The 15,171-nt window shown below is 68.4% G+C and carries 12 protein-coding genes; 11 read left to right on the forward strand and 1 reads right to left on the reverse strand.

Annotation, left to right across the window (positions count from 1 at the left end; translation table 11 throughout):
• Positions 1-116: 116 nt before the first annotated feature.
• The 6 genes from typA (at position 117) to ACZ6B1_RS11110 (ending at position 8,686) form a co-directional block, all read left to right on the forward strand.
• Entirely contained in the window at positions 117-2,033 is a 1,917-nt protein-coding gene (gene typA, locus ACZ6B1_RS11085) for a translational GTPase TypA (protein ID WP_468776938.1), read from the forward strand.
• A 404-nt stretch (positions 2,034-2,437) separates the two neighbouring features.
• Positions 2,438-3,484 (forward strand): ABC transporter permease, encoded by a 1,047-nt coding sequence (locus ACZ6B1_RS11090; protein ID WP_392292172.1) that lies wholly within the window; start codon positions 2,438-2,440, stop codon positions 3,482-3,484.
• A gap of 104 nt (positions 3,485-3,588) precedes the next feature.
• The gene (locus ACZ6B1_RS11095; protein WP_468776940.1) at positions 3,589-5,397 is read left to right on the forward strand and encodes an ABC transporter substrate-binding protein; all 1,809 of its coding nucleotides are present in this window, start codon (positions 3,589-3,591) and stop codon (positions 5,395-5,397) included.
• Between the two features lie 99 nt (positions 5,398-5,496).
• Positions 5,497-6,474 carry an ABC transporter permease gene (locus ACZ6B1_RS11100; RefSeq protein WP_468776942.1) on the forward strand — a complete coding sequence of 326 codons (978 nt, stop codon included), beginning with the start codon at positions 5,497-5,499 and terminating at the stop codon, positions 6,472-6,474.
• Positions 6,475-6,489: 15 nt separating this feature from the next.
• Positions 6,490-7,551: an ABC transporter ATP-binding protein gene (locus tag ACZ6B1_RS11105; RefSeq protein ID WP_468776944.1), complete on the forward strand. Its 1,062-nt coding sequence runs from the start codon at positions 6,490-6,492 to the stop codon at positions 7,549-7,551.
• Positions 7,552-7,564: 13 nt separating this feature from the next.
• Positions 7,565-8,686 (forward strand): ABC transporter ATP-binding protein, encoded by a 1,122-nt coding sequence (locus ACZ6B1_RS11110; RefSeq protein WP_468776946.1) that lies wholly within the window; start codon positions 7,565-7,567, stop codon positions 8,684-8,686.
• Here ACZ6B1_RS11110 and ACZ6B1_RS11115 read toward each other — a convergent pair.
• Positions 8,683-9,426, reverse strand: coding sequence for a class I SAM-dependent methyltransferase (locus tag ACZ6B1_RS11115; RefSeq protein WP_468776948.1), 744 nt, complete (start codon positions 9,424-9,426; stop codon positions 8,683-8,685). The genes ACZ6B1_RS11110 and ACZ6B1_RS11115 overlap by 4 nt on opposite strands.
• Before the next feature lie 119 nt (positions 9,427-9,545).
• Between ACZ6B1_RS11115 and ACZ6B1_RS11120 the strand changes: the two genes are divergently transcribed.
• The 5 genes from ACZ6B1_RS11120 to ACZ6B1_RS11140 are packed head-to-tail and all read left to right on the forward strand — an operon-like array spanning position 9,546 to position 15,138.
• The gene (locus ACZ6B1_RS11120) at positions 9,546-11,168 is read left to right on the forward strand and encodes a peptide ABC transporter substrate-binding protein (RefSeq protein ID WP_468776951.1); all 1,623 of its coding nucleotides are present in this window, start codon (positions 9,546-9,548) and stop codon (positions 11,166-11,168) included.
• Between the two features lie 6 nt (positions 11,169-11,174).
• Entirely contained in the window at positions 11,175-12,098 is a 924-nt protein-coding gene (locus ACZ6B1_RS11125) for an ABC transporter permease (protein ID WP_468776953.1), read from the forward strand.
• Positions 12,091-13,071: an ABC transporter permease gene (locus ACZ6B1_RS11130; protein ID WP_468776956.1), complete on the forward strand. Its 981-nt coding sequence runs from the start codon at positions 12,091-12,093 to the stop codon at positions 13,069-13,071. Before ACZ6B1_RS11125 ends, ACZ6B1_RS11130 begins: the two co-directional genes overlap by 8 nt.
• An 8-nt stretch (positions 13,072-13,079) precedes the next feature.
• Positions 13,080-14,063 (forward strand): ABC transporter ATP-binding protein, encoded by a 984-nt coding sequence (locus ACZ6B1_RS11135; protein ID WP_468776959.1) that lies wholly within the window; start codon positions 13,080-13,082, stop codon positions 14,061-14,063.
• The gene (locus tag ACZ6B1_RS11140; protein ID WP_468776961.1) at positions 14,047-15,138 is read left to right on the forward strand and encodes an ABC transporter ATP-binding protein; all 1,092 of its coding nucleotides are present in this window, start codon (positions 14,047-14,049) and stop codon (positions 15,136-15,138) included. The genes ACZ6B1_RS11135 and ACZ6B1_RS11140 overlap by 17 nt, the downstream gene beginning before the upstream one ends.
• Positions 15,139-15,171 lie beyond the last annotated feature (33 nt).

Here is a 15,171-nt window from a genome sequence, read left to right on the forward strand (position 1 = left end):
ACCCGCAGGGCCACGTACCATGGGGTGAGGCCGTGGCGTGTCCAGCCCGGCAGGGCCCGCGCATCAGCAAGACGTCCGCGCAGGGCAATCCTCATACTCCGGGAGTACGCCGCACCATGGCTGTGACTGCAACGCGTCACGACATCCGCAACGTCGCCATCGTCGCCCACGTCGACCACGGCAAGACGACCATCGTCGACGGCATGCTGAAGCAGGCCGGCGCGTTCGCCGCCCACCAGCTCGAAGGCGTCGACGACCGCATGATGGACTCGAACGACCTGGAGCGTGAGAAGGGCATCACGATCCTCGCCAAGAACACGGCGGTCAAGTACCACCCGAAGGACGGTGGGGAGCCGATCACGATCAACATCATCGACACCCCCGGCCACGCCGACTTCGGTGGTGAGGTCGAGCGCGGTCTGTCGATGGTCGACGGCGTGGTGCTCCTCGTCGACGCCTCTGAAGGCCCCCTGCCGCAGACCCGCTTCGTGCTGCGCAAGGCCCTCCAGCAGCGCCTGCCCGTCATCCTGTGCATCAACAAGACGGACCGCCCGGACTCCCGGATCGACGAGGTCGTCAACGAGACGTACGACCTCTTCCTGGACCTGGACGCGGACGAGGACCAGATCGAGTTCCCGATCGTCTACGCCTGCGGCCGTGACGGCGTCGCCTCGCTGACCAAGCCGGAGGACGGCACGGTCCCGGCCGACAGCGACAGCCTGGAGCCCTTCTTCTCCACGATCCTGGAGCACATCCCGGCCCCCACGTACGACGAGGAGGCCCCGCTCCAGGCCCACGTCACCAACCTCGACGCCGACAACTTCCTCGGCCGCATCGCGCTGCTCCGCGTCGAGCAGGGCGAGCTGCGCAAGGGCCAGACGGTCGCCTGGATCAAGCGCGACGGGTCCATCAGCAACGTCCGCATCACCGAGCTGATGATGACCGAGGCGCTCACCCGCAAGCCCGCCGAGAAGGCCGGACCGGGTGACATCTGCGCCGTGGCCGGCATCCCGGAGATCATGATCGGCGAGACCCTCGCCGACACCGAGAACCCGGTCCCGCTCCCGCTGATCACGGTGGACGAGCCGGCCATCTCCATGGTGATCGGCACCAACACCTCCCCGCTGGTCGGCCGCGGCGGCACCGGCAAGGGCGCCGACGCGAAGGCGGCGGTCAAGGACCGCAAGGTCACCGCCCGCCAGGTCAAGGACCGCCTGGACCGCGAGCTGATCGGTAACGTCTCGCTGCGCGTCCTGGACACCGAGCGTCCGGACGCCTGGGAGGTCCAGGGCCGTGGTGAGCTGGCGCTCGCCATCCTGGTCGAGCAGATGCGCCGCGAGGGCTTCGAGCTGACCATCGGCAAGCCCCAGGTCGTCACCAAGGACGTCGACGGCAAGACCTACGAGCCGGTCGAGCGCATGACGATCGACGTGCCCGAGGAGCACATGGGCGCCGTCACCCAGCTCATGGGTGTCCGCAAGGGCCGGATGGACAACATGTCCAACCACGGCTCGGGGTGGGTCCGCATGGAGTTCGTGGTGCCCTCCCGCGGTCTCATCGGGTTCCGGACCGAGTTCCTGACCCAGACCCGCGGTACGGGTATCGGACACTCCATCCACGAGGGCTTCGAGCCGTGGTTCGGCACCCTGCAGACCCGTAACAACGGCTCGCTGGTCGCCGACCGCTCCGGTGCCGTCACCGCCTTCGCGATGACGAACCTCCAGGAGCGCGGCGTGCTGTTCACGGAGCCGGGCACCGAGGTGTACGAGGGCATGATCGTCGGTGAGAACTCGCGCTCCGACGACATGGACGTGAACATCACCAAGGAGAAGAAGCTCACGAATATGCGGTCCTCGTCAGCCGACTCGTTCGAGGCGATCGTGCCGCCGCGCAAGCTGTCGCTGGAGCAGTCCCTGGAGTTCTGCCGCGACGACGAGTGCGTCGAGGTGACCCCGGAGGCGGTTCGCATCCGCAAGGTGAACCTGGACGCCCGCGAGCGCGCCCGCGCCGCGAGCCGCGCCAAGCACGGCTGACGCCGGCGCTCCAAGCCCGTAGAACCCGGTCCTCCGCCGTCAGGAGGGCCGGGCTTTCGGCATGTATGTCCGGACCCCGCACGGGTAGCGACTCCGTGACCGGTTCGCCCGGACAGCCGCCGGTACCGAGTGTTCGGATACCGGGGACAAGCGCGTCAAGTTTCGGACATGTAACGAAAAAAAAGTAATGAGCTGTCCGATTTGCCGAGAACGCTTTGGGCGTGTCAAGCGCGCACAGGTGTCGATCTCTGCAATTTTTGCTCAAAATAATGACGGTAGGGAGATCCCTATGTCTTCCGCCCTTGACGCGCGTTGAACGCATTGGCGAAAGTTCCCCCAAACCGCAGAACTCTCCGGTATCTGCGCTGCGCTCAGCTCTCCAACCCCCCGGGGGAAGAACTCACATGTCCAGTCCTGCCAAGGCTGAAGGCTCCGGGCCGTCGGTTGCCCTGGAGCCCGAACTCGAGCCGGCTCCTGCGCCCGCCAAGGGCGAGACCAAGCTCGAGGGTCGCTCTCCCGGCCAGTTGATGTGGCAGCGCTTCAAGCGTGACCGTACCGGTGTCATCTGTGCGGTGATAGTGATTTTGTACTTCGTCATCGGTCTGGCCGCGCCGCTGCTGACGAAGCTCAGCGGGACGGACCCGTACACCCTGTACGGCCAGGACCCGACGTACCAGGACAACCCGGTCCTCGACGAGTTCGGTCTGCCGCTCGGCTACTTCGGCGGTCTGTCCGGGTCGCACTGGTTCGGCGTCGAGCCGCAGTACGGCCGCGACGTGTTCGCGATGCTGGTGTACGGCATGCGCACCTCGCTGTTCATGGCGGTGGGCATCACGGTCCTGATGATGGTGACCGGTGTCATCCTCGGTCTGATCGGCGGCTACTTCGGCGGCCGGACCGACTACTGGATCGGCCGGGTCACCGACTTCTTCCTCGCCTTCCCGCAGCAGCTGTTCTTCATCGCCTTCATGCCCGTGGTGACCGCGTTCTTCGTGGACCCGCGCGAGGAGACCCCCACGTACCTCCGTGCCGTGGCGATGCTGATCGTGCTCTGGCTCCTCGGCTGGATGGGCATGGCGCGCCTGGTGCGCTCGACCGTGCTGTCCCTGCGTGAGCGGGAGTTCGTGGAGGCCGCCAAGGTCTCCGGCGCCTCGCCCTGGCGGATCGTCCGCAAGGAGATCCTTCCGAACGTGGTGACGCCCATCCTGGTGCAGTTCACGTACACGCTGCCCAGCACCATCCTCACCATCGCGTTCCTGTCCTTCGCCGGTGTCGGCTTCGTCGAGCCGACACCGGACTGGGGAAAGCTGTTCGCCAACGGTGCCAAGTACACCGAGCAGGACCCGGCGTTCCTCTTCTTCCCCGGTCTCGCCTTGGTGATCTTCGTCCTTGCCTTCAACCTCCTCGGAGACTCGGTACGGGACGCGTTCGACCCCAAGTCCGGGCGGTAGATCGTCCACTTGTGGGGGGATGACTGCCACCCCCGGAGTCGGCCTACCAGCCGCGTAAGGCAGTACTTCAGGAATATCAACCGACAGGTAGGTGCATTCGCCTCATGAAGTCGTTCAGCTCGCGCAGAGCGCAGGCCATCGTCGTCGCGATAGCGGCCGGCTCCCTCGCGCTCACCGGGTGCTCCGAGAACAAGGGGGGCAACACCGGGCAGGACTCGAAGAAGGACCAGGAGCAGGCCTCGGTCCAGTCCAAGGCGGTCACCTACGCCGACGCCGCCGGCTCGACCGGTCCGGCCGAGGACGTCGCCGGTGCCCAGAGCGGCGGCACCATCACGGTCTACCAGGAGGCGGGCCTCTCGCACCTGGACCCGGGCCAGATCTACGTCTCCGACGCCGGTCAGGTCGCCAACCTGCTGTTTCGTCGCCTGACGCAGTTCAAGGAGGACGGCAAGGGCGGCGTCTCGGTCGTGGGTGACCTCGCCACCGACGCGGGCAAGATGTCCGACGGCGGCAAGACCTGGACGTTCACCCTCAAGGACGGCGTCAAGGACTCCAAGGGCAACGCCATCACGTCCGACGACGTCCGCCACACCGTCGAGCGCCAGTTCGCCAAGTTCATCTTCGACGGCCCGCCCTACCTGCACGACTGGCTGGCCGGCAAGAAGTACACGGGCAAGTACCGCGAGCTGCTGCCCGGCGGCGGCTTCGACGGCAAGCACCTGCCGAAGTCCGTCCTGGACACCCCGGACGACAAGACCGTCGTCTTCCACTTCGACCAGGCCCGCCCGGACCTGCCCCAGACGCTGGCCATGGCCGGCTACGGGATCGTCCCCAAGAAGGACGACACGAAGGAGAAGTACGACACGGCCCCGGTCGCCACCGGCCCGTACAAGATCCAGTCGTACAAGAACGGCAAGTCCCTGGTGCTCGTCAAGAACACCAACTGGGACCCGAAGACCGACTCCGTGCGTCACCAGTACGTCGACGGCTGGAACTTCCAGTTCGGCGTGACCGAGTCGACCCAGACCAAGCGTCTGATCGCCGACCAGGGCAACGACAAGAACGCCATCCAGCTCACCGGCGGTGTCGAGGCCACGCAGATCCAGGACGTCATCAAGAACCCGGCCGTCAGCAAGCGCACGGTCAAGGGCTACCAGCCCTACGTGATGCAGCTGTCGTTCAACCTGGACCGCGTGAAGAACGTGAAGGTCCGCAAGGCCATCACGTACGCCGTCAACTCGAAGTCGCTCATCGCCGGTGAGGGCGGTGTCTACGGCGGTGACGTGGCCCCGAACTTCTTCGCCCCGACCCTGCCGGGCTACGAGGCCAAGTACGACCCGTACGGCCGCCTGAAGACGCCGCAGGGCAACATCGAGAAGGCCAAGGAGCTCCTCAAGGGCGTCCCGGCGGCCGACAAGAAGGTCGTCTTCGCCTACGGCAACAGCGAGAACGGTCAGAAGCGCAAGGTCGCCATCGAGGACGCCCTCTCCAAGGTCGGCTTCGACGTCGTCTCCAAGGAGGTCGACGCGGCGAGCTACTACGAGCAGATCGGCAAGCTCGACAACCCGTACGACATGTACGTCACGGGCTGGGGCCAGGACTGGCCGAGTGCCTCCACCGTGGTCACCCCGGTCTACGACGGCACGCAGGTCGCGGACGGTTCGCCGAACTACTCGCACGTCAAGGACGCGAAGCTCGACGGCCTCATCCAGAAGGCTCTGTCCCAGAAGCCGACCGAGGCCGCGGCCACGTGGAAGGAAGCCCAGCACTACATGCTGGAGGACCTCGTCCCGGCGGCTCCGCTGTGGTACACCAAGCAGTTCCAGCTCTCGGGCTCCAACGTGGGCGGCGCCCGCTACGGCTCGGTGTCGAGCCTCATCGACATCAACCAGCTGTACCTGAAGAAGTCGTAACTCTCTACGGCTGAACGCGGGGACGCGCACCAGGCGGAGCGCGTCCCCGCACCTCCGTGAAACCTCCCACTCGTCTCCGCAGAGAGCAGCCCTCCCGCCATGCTTCAGTTCATCCTCCGGCGCACGGTCGGTGCCGTCGTCACTCTGTTCCTCATCGGCGCCGTCACGTTCTTCCTGTTCGTGGCCGCGCCCTCCGACTACGCCTCCCTGGCCTGTGGCAAGGACTGCTCTCCTCAGCGGCTGGAGGACATCCGCCAGGCCCTCGGTCTCAACCTCCCCATCACCCAGCAGTTCTGGGACTTCATGTCCGGCATCTTCGTCGGCCGTGACTTCCCGACCGGTCACTGCACCGCTCCGTGCCTCGGCCAGTCGTTCTACTCGGGCGACATGGTCTGGTCGACGATCATGGACCGCTTCCCGACCACGCTGACGCTCACCGCCGGCGGTGCGGTCGTCTTCCTCGTGGTCGGTGTGGGAGCCGGCATGATCGCCGCGTACAAGCGCGGCTCCTTTGTCGACAAGGCCGCCACCGGCGCCTCGATGGTGCTCAGCTCGTTCCAGATCTACCTCCTCGGCCCGATCGTCCTGTGGATCTTCGTCTACAGCACCGGCTGGATGGAGAACCCCGCGTACGTCCCGATCACCAAGGACCCCTGGGGCTGGTTCGTCGGCATGCTGCTGCCGACGCTCGTGATGGCCACGATCTTCACCGCGCAGTACACCCGTATGGCGCGCTCCTCGATGATCGAGCAGCTCGCCGAGGAGCACGTGCGCACCGCCCGCGCCAAGGGCATGTCGCGCAAGTACGTCTTCTTCCGCTACGCCTGGCGTGGCGCGCTCATCCCGATCGTCACCGTCCTCGGCATCGACCTGAGCAGCATGCTCGGCGGCGCCGTCGTCACCGAGCTGACCTTCTCGCTGCAGGGCATCGGCCGCCTGGCCGTGGACGGCGCGATCCACAAGGACCTCCCCATGACCATGGGCGTCATGCTGTTCGGTGCCTTCTTCATCCTGATCTTCAACATCCTCACCGACATCGCGTACGCCTGGATCGACCCGCGCGTCCGGCTCTCCTAGGAAGAACGAACCACCGTGACCACACTGACCAAGACCGAGGACGCGTCGGCCCCGACCGGTCCGGAGAGCTTCCTCTCGGTGCGCGATCTGAAGGTGCAGTTCTCCACCGAGGACGGCATCGTCAAGGCGGTCGACGGCCTCTCCTTCGACGTCGAGCGCGGCAAGACCCTGGGCATCGTCGGCGAGTCCGGCTCCGGCAAGTCCGTCACCAACCTGACGATCCTGGGCCTGCACAACCCGCGGACCTCCACCGTCGACGGCGAGATCGTCCTTGACGGCAAGGAGCTCGTCACCGCCGGCGAGCGGGAGCTCGAGCGGCTCCGCGGCAACAAGATGGCGATGATCTTCCAGGACCCGCTGACCGCGCTGTCGCCGTTCTACACGGTGGGCCGCCAGCTGTCCGAGCCGTTCATGAAGCACCGCGGCGCCTCCAGGAAGGAGGCCAAGGACCGGGCCATCCAGATGCTGGAGAAGGTCGGCATCCCGCAGCCCAAGGTCCGCTTCGACGACTACCCGCACCAGTTCTCCGGCGGTATGCGCCAGCGCGCGATGATCGCCATGGCGCTGATGTGCGACCCCGAGCTGCTGATCGCCGACGAGCCGACCACCGCGCTGGACGTGACGGTGCAGGCGCAGATCCTTGACCTGCTCAAGGACCTCCAGCAGGAGTTCGGCTCCGCGATCATCTTCATCACCCACGACCTCGGCGTCATCTCCCACATGGCGGACGACCTGCTGGTGATGTACGCGGGCCGGGCCGTGGAGCGCGGCAGCGTCCGCGAGGTGCTGCACGAGCCGAAGCACCCCTACACCTGGGGCCTGCTCAGCTCGATGCCGCGCCTGGACAGCGACCTCGACCAGCACCTGACGCCGATCCCCGGCAGCCCGCCCTCGCTGCTCAACCCGCCCGCCGGGTGCCGCTTCCACCCGCGCTGCGCGTTCAAGGAAGAGGTGCAGGGCAACCTCTGCTCGGAGGTGCGGCCGCCGCTCGCCGATGGTCGCGCGGCCGCGTGCCACCTCACGGCCGAGCAGAAGCAGACCATCTTCATCGACAAGATCCAGCCCCGGCTGCGCTAGGGAGAACTGAGACATGAGCGACAACCTCACCCTCCCGGCACCGCAGGGCACCTCCGGCACCCCGGCGGAGGCGCTTCTCGAGGTCAAGGGCCTCACGAAGCACTTCCCGATCTACGGCGGCTTCCCGATCAAGCGGCGGGTCGGCGCGGTCCAGGCCGTCGACGGCATCGACCTCACGGTCGGCGTCGGCGAGAGCGTCGGCCTGGTCGGCGAGTCCGGCTGCGGCAAGTCGACCACCGGCCGGCTCATCACCCGGCTGCTGGAGCCGACCGCCGGCTCGATCACCTACGCGGGGCAGGACATCACCCACGCCTCGCGCCGGCAGATCGCGCCCGTGCGGTCCGAGATCCAGATGATCTTCCAGGACCCGTACTCCTCGCTGAACCCGCGGCAGACCGTCGGCTCGATCATCAAGTCGCCGATGGAGGTCAACGGGATCGAGCCGGAGGGCGGCCGGGAGAAGAAGGTCCGGGAGCTGCTGGAGCTCGTCGGTCTGAACCCGGAGCACTACAACCGCTTCCCGCACGAGTTCTCCGGCGGTCAGCGTCAGCGCATCGGCGTCGCCCGCGCGCTGGCCCTGAACCCGAAGCTGATCGTGGCGGACGAGCCGGTCTCCGCGCTGGACGTCTCCATCCAGGCGCAGGTGGTGAACCTGCTCCAGGAGGTCCAGCGGGAACTGGGCATCGCCTTCCTGTTCATCGCCCACGACCTCGCCGTGGTGCGGCACTTCTCGCAGCGCGTCGCGGTGATGTACCTCGGCAAGATCGTCGAGGTCGGTGACCGTGAGTCGATCTACAACCGGCCGCGTCACCCCTACACGCACGCCCTGCTGTCGGCCGTGCCGGAGGTCGGCGTCGACACGGAGACCGCTGACCGGGAGCGCATCCGGCTCTCCGGCGACGTCCCCTCGCCGATCCACCCGCCGTCCGGCTGCCGCTTCCGCACCCGGTGCTGGAAGGCGCAGGACAAGTGCGCGACGGAGGAGCCGCCGCTGGTGCAGCTCTCCGGCAACCGTAACGGCCACCTGACGGCCTGCCACTTCCCGGAGGAGCCGACGACCGAGGCCCGTGACGAGGACATCGTCATGGACCCGGCGCTGCTGGCGCTGGAGGAGAGCGACACCCCGGAGGCCTAGGAAGCCGCCGTCCGGGCGACGGTGATGATCTCGGGGGCGGCGGGGGTCAGTGGCCTCCGCCGCCAGTCCCCGTAGCGCTCGGCGGCGGTCAGACCGGCCTCGCCGAGGAAGCCGTCCAGGGCGTCGGTGCCGAGGAACCGCAGGGTGCTGCGGCACACCAGTGGCTGCTCCCACCGAGCGCCCGCATAGGTCTCCGTGAATCCGAGCCGGTCCCCGACGGGGGCCGGCTCGGCGTCGTGCCATACCTTCACCACACCGCCGTCGCCGTCGGGGATCTCGTACACCTTCTCCGGCGTCCAGCGCTCCCAGGCGCGGGCCGCCGGATTCCGCGTCTCGAAAACGAAGCGGCCGCCCTCGCCGAGCGCCCGCCGGACTCCGCGCAGACAACCGCGCACGTCCTCGTCGCCGAGCAGTTCCTGGAAGGCGTGACCGGTCATCACGACCAGGTCGAACGCCCCTTCCCAGTGGTGCGTCGTGAGGTCCCCGAGCACCCATTCGGCCGTCGGCTGCGCCCGCCGCGCCTGTACGAGCATGGCGGCGGCCGGATCCAGTCCGGTGAGCCGGCCCCGGTGGCCCGCCTCCCGGGCGGCGCGCAGCAGCCGGCCGGTCCCGCAGCCGACGTCCAGGACCGACTCCGCCTCCATGACGAGCCCCAGGTAGAAGTCGTCGTCCGGGCCCCATCCGTTCAACTTGTCGTACAGCGAGGCGAGTTCCATGTCGGCGAATACGCGATCGACCATGCCGTGAGTCTGCCTGCTGATCCGTCGATCAGTAAGGGGATCGAGGAATCCGCCACGAGGCCTGAGTTTTATATGCCTTTTCATGTGATATGTCTGATTGCGTATCAGGAGGAGGTGCGATGCGCGGAGCCGGGCACTCCCGACGGGCCGCGGGCGCGGTGCTGCTGGCCCTCGCCGCGACGGCCTGCGGGGGCGGCGCCGGCGGCGCGGGCGGCGCCGGGGTGCTGAGCTCCTCCTGGGGCGACCCGCAGAACCCGCTGGAGCCGGCCAACACCAACGAGGTGCAGGGCGGCAAGGTGCTCGACATGATCTTCCGGGGCCTGAAGCGGTACGACCCGAGGACCGGCCAGGCGAAGGACATGCTCGCCGAGAGCATCGCGACCACGGACTCCACGAACTTCACGGTCAGGGTCCGGGACGGCTGGACCTTCTCCAACGGCGAGAAGGTGACCGCGAGGTCCTTCGTGGACGCGTGGAACTACGGGGCGAGCCTGCGGAACAACCAGAAGAACGCCTACTTCTTCGGCTACATCGAGGGCTACGACAAGGTCCACCCCGACAGCGGCAAGCAGACCGCGGACACCCTGTCGGGGCTCCGGGTCACCGGCCCCCTGACCTTCACCGTCAGGCTCAACCAGAAGTTCTCCAGCTTCCCAGACACCCTCGGCTACGTCGCCTTCGCCCCGCTCCCGAGGGCGTTCTTCACCGACCACGCGGCCTGGGTGAGCAAGCCGGTCGGCAACGGGCCGTACCGGGTCCGGTCGTACACCAAGGGCTCCGCCATGGCCCTGGAGAAATGGGACGCCTATCCGGGCCGGGACCGGGCCCGCAACGAGGGCGTCAGCCTGCTGGTCTACACGGACAACAACACCGCGTACACCGACGTGCTGGCCGGCAACCTCGACCTGGTCGACGACGTGCCCGCCACCCAGCTCAAGAACGTCAGCACCGACCTCGACGGCCGCTACATCAACACCCCGGCCGGCATCCTGCAGACCCTGGCCTTCCCGTTCTACGACCCCAAGTGGAACACCGACGGAGCCCGGAAGGTGCGCACGGGCCTGTCCATGGCGATCAACCGCGCGCAGATCACCCGGACCCTCTTCCGCGGCACCCGCACCCCGGCCACCGACTGGACCTCCCCGGTCCTCGGCACGAAGGGCGGCTACCAGTCCGGCCTGTGCGGTCACGCCTGCGAGTACGACCCCGACGGCGCCAAGAAGCTGGTCGAGGAGGGCGGCGGGATCCCCGGCGGGCAGCTGAAGATCACCTACAACGCGGACTCGGGCTCGCACAAGCAGTGGGTGGACGCCGTGTGCAACTCCATCAACAACGCCCTCGGCGACGACCGGGCCTGCGTCGGCAACCCGATCGGCACCTTCGCCGACTTCCGCAACCAGATCTCCCGGCACAAGATGCCCGGTCCCTTCCGGGCCGGCTGGCAGATGGACTACCCGTTGATCCAGAACTTCCTGCAGCCGCTGTACTACACGGGAGCCTCGTCCAACGACGGCACATGGTCGAACAAGCAGTTCGACCGTCTCGTCGACCGGGCCAACGCCGAGAGCGACACCGCCCGTTCGGTCACGCTCTTCCAGCAGGCCGAGGGCGTGGTGCGGGACAACATGGCCGCCATCCCCCTGTGGTACCAGAACGGCAGCGCCGGCTACTCCGCGCGCCTGTCCCACGTCGCGCTCAACCCCTTCAGCGTCCCGGTCTACAACGAGATCAAGGTCGGCTGAGCCGTCGTGGGGCGCTATGTCGCGAGGCGGCTGCTGCAGATGATCCCGGTGTTCATCGGGGCCACGCTGCTGATCTTCCTGATGGTGAACGTCATGGGCGACCCGATCGCCGGCCTGTGCGGCGAGCGGAGCTGCGACCCGGCGACGGCGGCCCAGCTCAAGAAGGAGTTCGGCCTCGACAAGCCCCTCTGGCAGCAATACCTGACCTACATGGCGAACATCTTCACCGGGGACTTCGGAACGGCGTTCAACGGCCAGCCGGTCACCGAGCTGATGGCGACGGCGTTCCCGGTCACCATCCGGCTGACGATCGTCGCGATCCTCTTCGAGATCGTCGTCGGCATCGCCCTGGGCGTGGTCACGGGGCTGCGGCGCGGCCGGCCGGTCGACACCTCGGTGCTCGTCGCCACCCTCGTGGTCATCGCCGTGCCCACCTTCGTCACCGGTCTGCTGCTCCAGTTGCTGCTGGGCGTCGAGTGGGGCTGGATCAAACCCTCCGTCTCCCCGGCCGCGACCTTCGACGAGCTGATCGTGCCCGGCCTGGTCCTGGCCTCCGTCTCGCTCGCCTACGTCACCCGGCTGACCCGCACCTCCATCGCCGAGAACAAGCGGGCCGACTACGTGCGCACGGCCGTCGCCAAGGGCCTGCCCCGGCACCGGGTGATCACCCGGCACCTGCTGCGCAACTCCCTCATCCCCGTGGTCACCTTCATCGGCACCGACGTCGGCGCGCTGATGGGCGGCGCCATCGTCACCGAGCGGATCTTCAACATCCACGGCGTCGGCTACCAGCTCTACCAGGGCATCCTGCGGCAGAACACCCAGACGGTCGTCGGCTTCGTGACCGTGCTCGTGCTGGTCTTCCTGGTCGCCAACCTGCTGGTGGACCTCCTGTACGCCGTACTCGACCCGAGGATCCGCTATGCCTGAACAGCGACGGGAGCACGACGGCGCGATCGCGGGCACCGGCATGGGGGGCGCCATGGACCTCGCGGCCAGCGAGGCGACGACGCTCGAACGGCCCCCGGGCGGCCCCGGCGGCACGCCGGACACCGGCAGGCCGCGTTCGCTGTGGTCCGACGCCTGGCGGGACCTGCGCCGCAACCCAGTCTTCCTGGTCTCCGCCCTCGTCATCCTCTTCCTGGTCTTCATCTCCCTGTGGCCCTCGGCGATCGCCCCCGGCAGCCCCCTGAGCTGCGACCTGGCCAAGGCCCAGGACGGCCCCGCACCCGGCGCCCCCTTCGGGTACGACGGCCAGGGCTGCAACGTCTACACCCGGACCGTCTACGGCGCCCGTACGTCCGTCACGGTCGGCGTCTGCGCCACGCTCGGGGTCGCGCTGCTCGGGTCGGTGCTGGGCGCCCTGGCCGGATTCTTCGGCGGTGTGTGGGACTCGGTGCTCTCCCGGGGCACCGACATCTTCTTCGCCATCCCGGTCGTCCTCGGCGGTCTCGTCCTGCTGTCCGTGGTCACCAGCAACACGGTCTGGCCGGTCATCGGGTTCATGGTGCTGCTGGGCTGGCCGCAGATCTCCCGGATCGCGCGCGGCTCGGTCATCACCGTCCAGCAGAACGACTACGTCCAGGCGGCCCGCGCCCTCGGCGCCTCCCACTCCCGGATCCTGCTGCGGCACATCGCCCCGAACGCCGTCGCCCCGGTGATCGTCGTCGCGACCATCGCGCTCGGCACGTACATCGCGCTCGAGGCGACCCTGTCCTACCTCGGCGTCGGCCTCAAGCCGCCCAGCGTCTCCTGGGGCATCGACATCTCCGCCGCCTCGCCCTACGTCCGCAACGCCCCGCAAGCGCTGCTGTGGCCCGCGGGCGCCCTCGCCGTCACGGTCCTCGCCTTCATCATGCTCGGCGACGCGGTGCGCGACGCCCTCGACCCGAAGCTGAGGTGACGGACGGCATGCTGCTCGAAGTGCGCGACCTGCACGTGGAGTTCCGTACCCGGGACGGGGTCGCCAGGGCCGTCAACGGGGTGTCGTACGCCGTCGACGCGGGAGAGACCCTGGCGGTGCTCGGCGAGTCCGGCTCGGGGAAGTCGGTGACCGCGCAGGCCGTGATGGGCATCCTCGACATGCCCCCGGGCCGGATCACGGGCGGGGAGATCCTCTTCCGGGGCCAGGACCTGCTGCGGCTGAAGGAGGAGGAGCGGCGCGGTGTCCGGGGCTCCGGGATGGCGATGATCTTCCAGGACGCGTTGTCCGCCCTCAACCCCGTCCTCTGCGTGGGCGACCAGCTCGGCGAGATGTTCGTGGTGCACCGGGGCATGTCGAGGAAGGACGCCCGGGCCAGGGCGGTCGAGCTGATGGACCGGGTGCGCATCCCCGCCGCCGCGCAGCGGGTGCGGGACTACCCGCACCAGTTCTCCGGCGGCATGCGCCAGCGCATCATGATCGCCATGGCGCTGGCCCTGGAGCCGGCGCTCATCATCGCCGACGAGCCCACCACCGCCCTGGACGTCACCGTGCAGGCCCAGGTCATGGAGCTGCTGGCCGAGCTGCGGCGCGAGTACCGGATGGGCCTGATCCTCATCACCCATGACCTCGGGGTCGTCGCGGACGTCGCCGACCGCATCGCGGTGATGTACGCGGGGCGGATCGTGGAGTCGGCCCCCGTGCACGACATCTACAAGGCGCCCGCGCACCCCTACACCCGCGGGCTGCTGGACTCCATCCCGCGCCTGGACCAGAAGGGCCGGGAGCTGTACGCCATCAAGGGCCTGCCGCCGAGCCTGACGCACATCCCGCCCGGCTGCGCCTTCCACCCCCGCTGCCCGATGGCCCGCGACGTCTGCCGCACCGACGTACCCCCGCTCCACCCGGTCGCCGAGGAGCGCGGCAGCGCCTGCCACTTCTGGAGGGAGTGCCTGGATGACCGCGACCACTGAGCCCGTCCTGGAGGTCGGCGGCCTCGTCAAGCACTACCCCCTGACGCGGGGCATCGTCTTCCGGAGACAGATCGGCGCGGTGAAGGCGGTCGACGGCGTCGACTTCCACCTGGGCCGGGGCGAGACCCTGGGCATCGTGGGGGAGTCGGGCTGCGGCAAGTCGACGGTCGCGAAGATGCTGTGCAACCTGGAACGGCCGACGGCGGGCACGATCCGGTTCAAGGGCGAGGACATCACCGGGCTGTCGGGCCGGGCCCTGAAGGCCGTCCGCCGCAACATCCAGATGGTCTTCCAGGACCCCTACACCTCGCTCAACCCCCGTATGACGGTGGGGGACATCATCGGGGAGCCGTACGAGATCCACCCGGAGGCGGCCCCCAAGGGCGACCGCCGGCGCCGGGTCCGGGAACTGCTGGACGTCGTGGGCCTCAACCCGGAGCACATCAACCGCTACCCGCACCAGTTCTCCGGCGGGCAGCGCCAGCGCATCGGCATCGCGCGGGGCCTGGCGCTGCGCCCGGAGGTGATCGTCGCCGACGAACCGGTCTCCGCCCTCGACGTCTCCGTGCAGGCGCAGGTGATCAACCTCATGGACCGCCTCCAGTCGGAGTTCGACCTCTCCTACGTGTTCATCGCGCACGACCTGTCGATCGTCCGGCACATCTCGGACCGGGTCGGGGTGATGTACCTGGGGCGCATCGTGGAGACCGGCACGGACACCGAGATCTACGACCATCCGACCCACCCGTACACCCAGGCGCTGCTCTCGGCGGTCCCGGTGCCCGACCCGGAGGCCAGGGAGGAACGCGAGCGGATCATCCTGTCCGGTGACGTGCCCTCGCCCACGGACATCCCCTCCGGCTGCCGCTTCCGCACCCGCTGCTGGAAGGCCCGGGAGCGGTGCGCCCGGGAGGTCCCGGCGCTGGCGGTCCCGGCCGTCTTCCGCGAAGCACCGGGGCCGACGGCCCATGACTCGGCCTGCCACTTCGCCGAGACGCTGCCCGCGCGGCCCTCCGGCCCCGGCCGGGCGGAGGAGGCGGGAGAGCCCGCGGGCAACGGCAGCGGGCCGGGATGACATGGAGCATCCCGGCCCGCTTACGGCACCCGC

It is taken from the genome of Streptomyces sp. NPDC041129 (genome assembly GCF_055592265.1).

Bases quoted from the DNA above. Each gene is read 5' to 3' on its own strand.
- typA (WP_468776938.1), top strand. From the start codon at position 117: ATGGCTGTGACTGCAACGCGTCACGACATCCGCAACGTCGCCATCGTC.
- ACZ6B1_RS11090 (WP_392292172.1), top strand. From the start codon at position 2,438: ATGTCCAGTCCTGCCAAGGCTGAAGGCTCCGGGCCGTCGGTTGCCCTG.
- ACZ6B1_RS11095 (WP_468776940.1), top strand. From the start codon at position 3,589: ATGAAGTCGTTCAGCTCGCGCAGAGCGCAGGCCATCGTCGTCGCGATA.
- ACZ6B1_RS11100 (WP_468776942.1), top strand. From the start codon at position 5,497: ATGCTTCAGTTCATCCTCCGGCGCACGGTCGGTGCCGTCGTCACTCTG.
- ACZ6B1_RS11110 (WP_468776946.1), top strand. From the start codon at position 7,565: ATGAGCGACAACCTCACCCTCCCGGCACCGCAGGGCACCTCCGGCACC.
- ACZ6B1_RS11115 (WP_468776948.1), bottom strand. From the start codon at position 9,426: ATGGTCGATCGCGTATTCGCCGACATGGAACTCGCCTCGCTGTACGAC.
- ACZ6B1_RS11120 (WP_468776951.1), top strand. From the start codon at position 9,546: ATGCGCGGAGCCGGGCACTCCCGACGGGCCGCGGGCGCGGTGCTGCTG.
- ACZ6B1_RS11130 (WP_468776956.1), top strand. From the start codon at position 12,091: ATGCCTGAACAGCGACGGGAGCACGACGGCGCGATCGCGGGCACCGGC.
- ACZ6B1_RS11135 (WP_468776959.1), top strand. From the start codon at position 13,080: ATGCTGCTCGAAGTGCGCGACCTGCACGTGGAGTTCCGTACCCGGGAC.
- ACZ6B1_RS11140 (WP_468776961.1), top strand. From the start codon at position 14,047: ATGACCGCGACCACTGAGCCCGTCCTGGAGGTCGGCGGCCTCGTCAAG.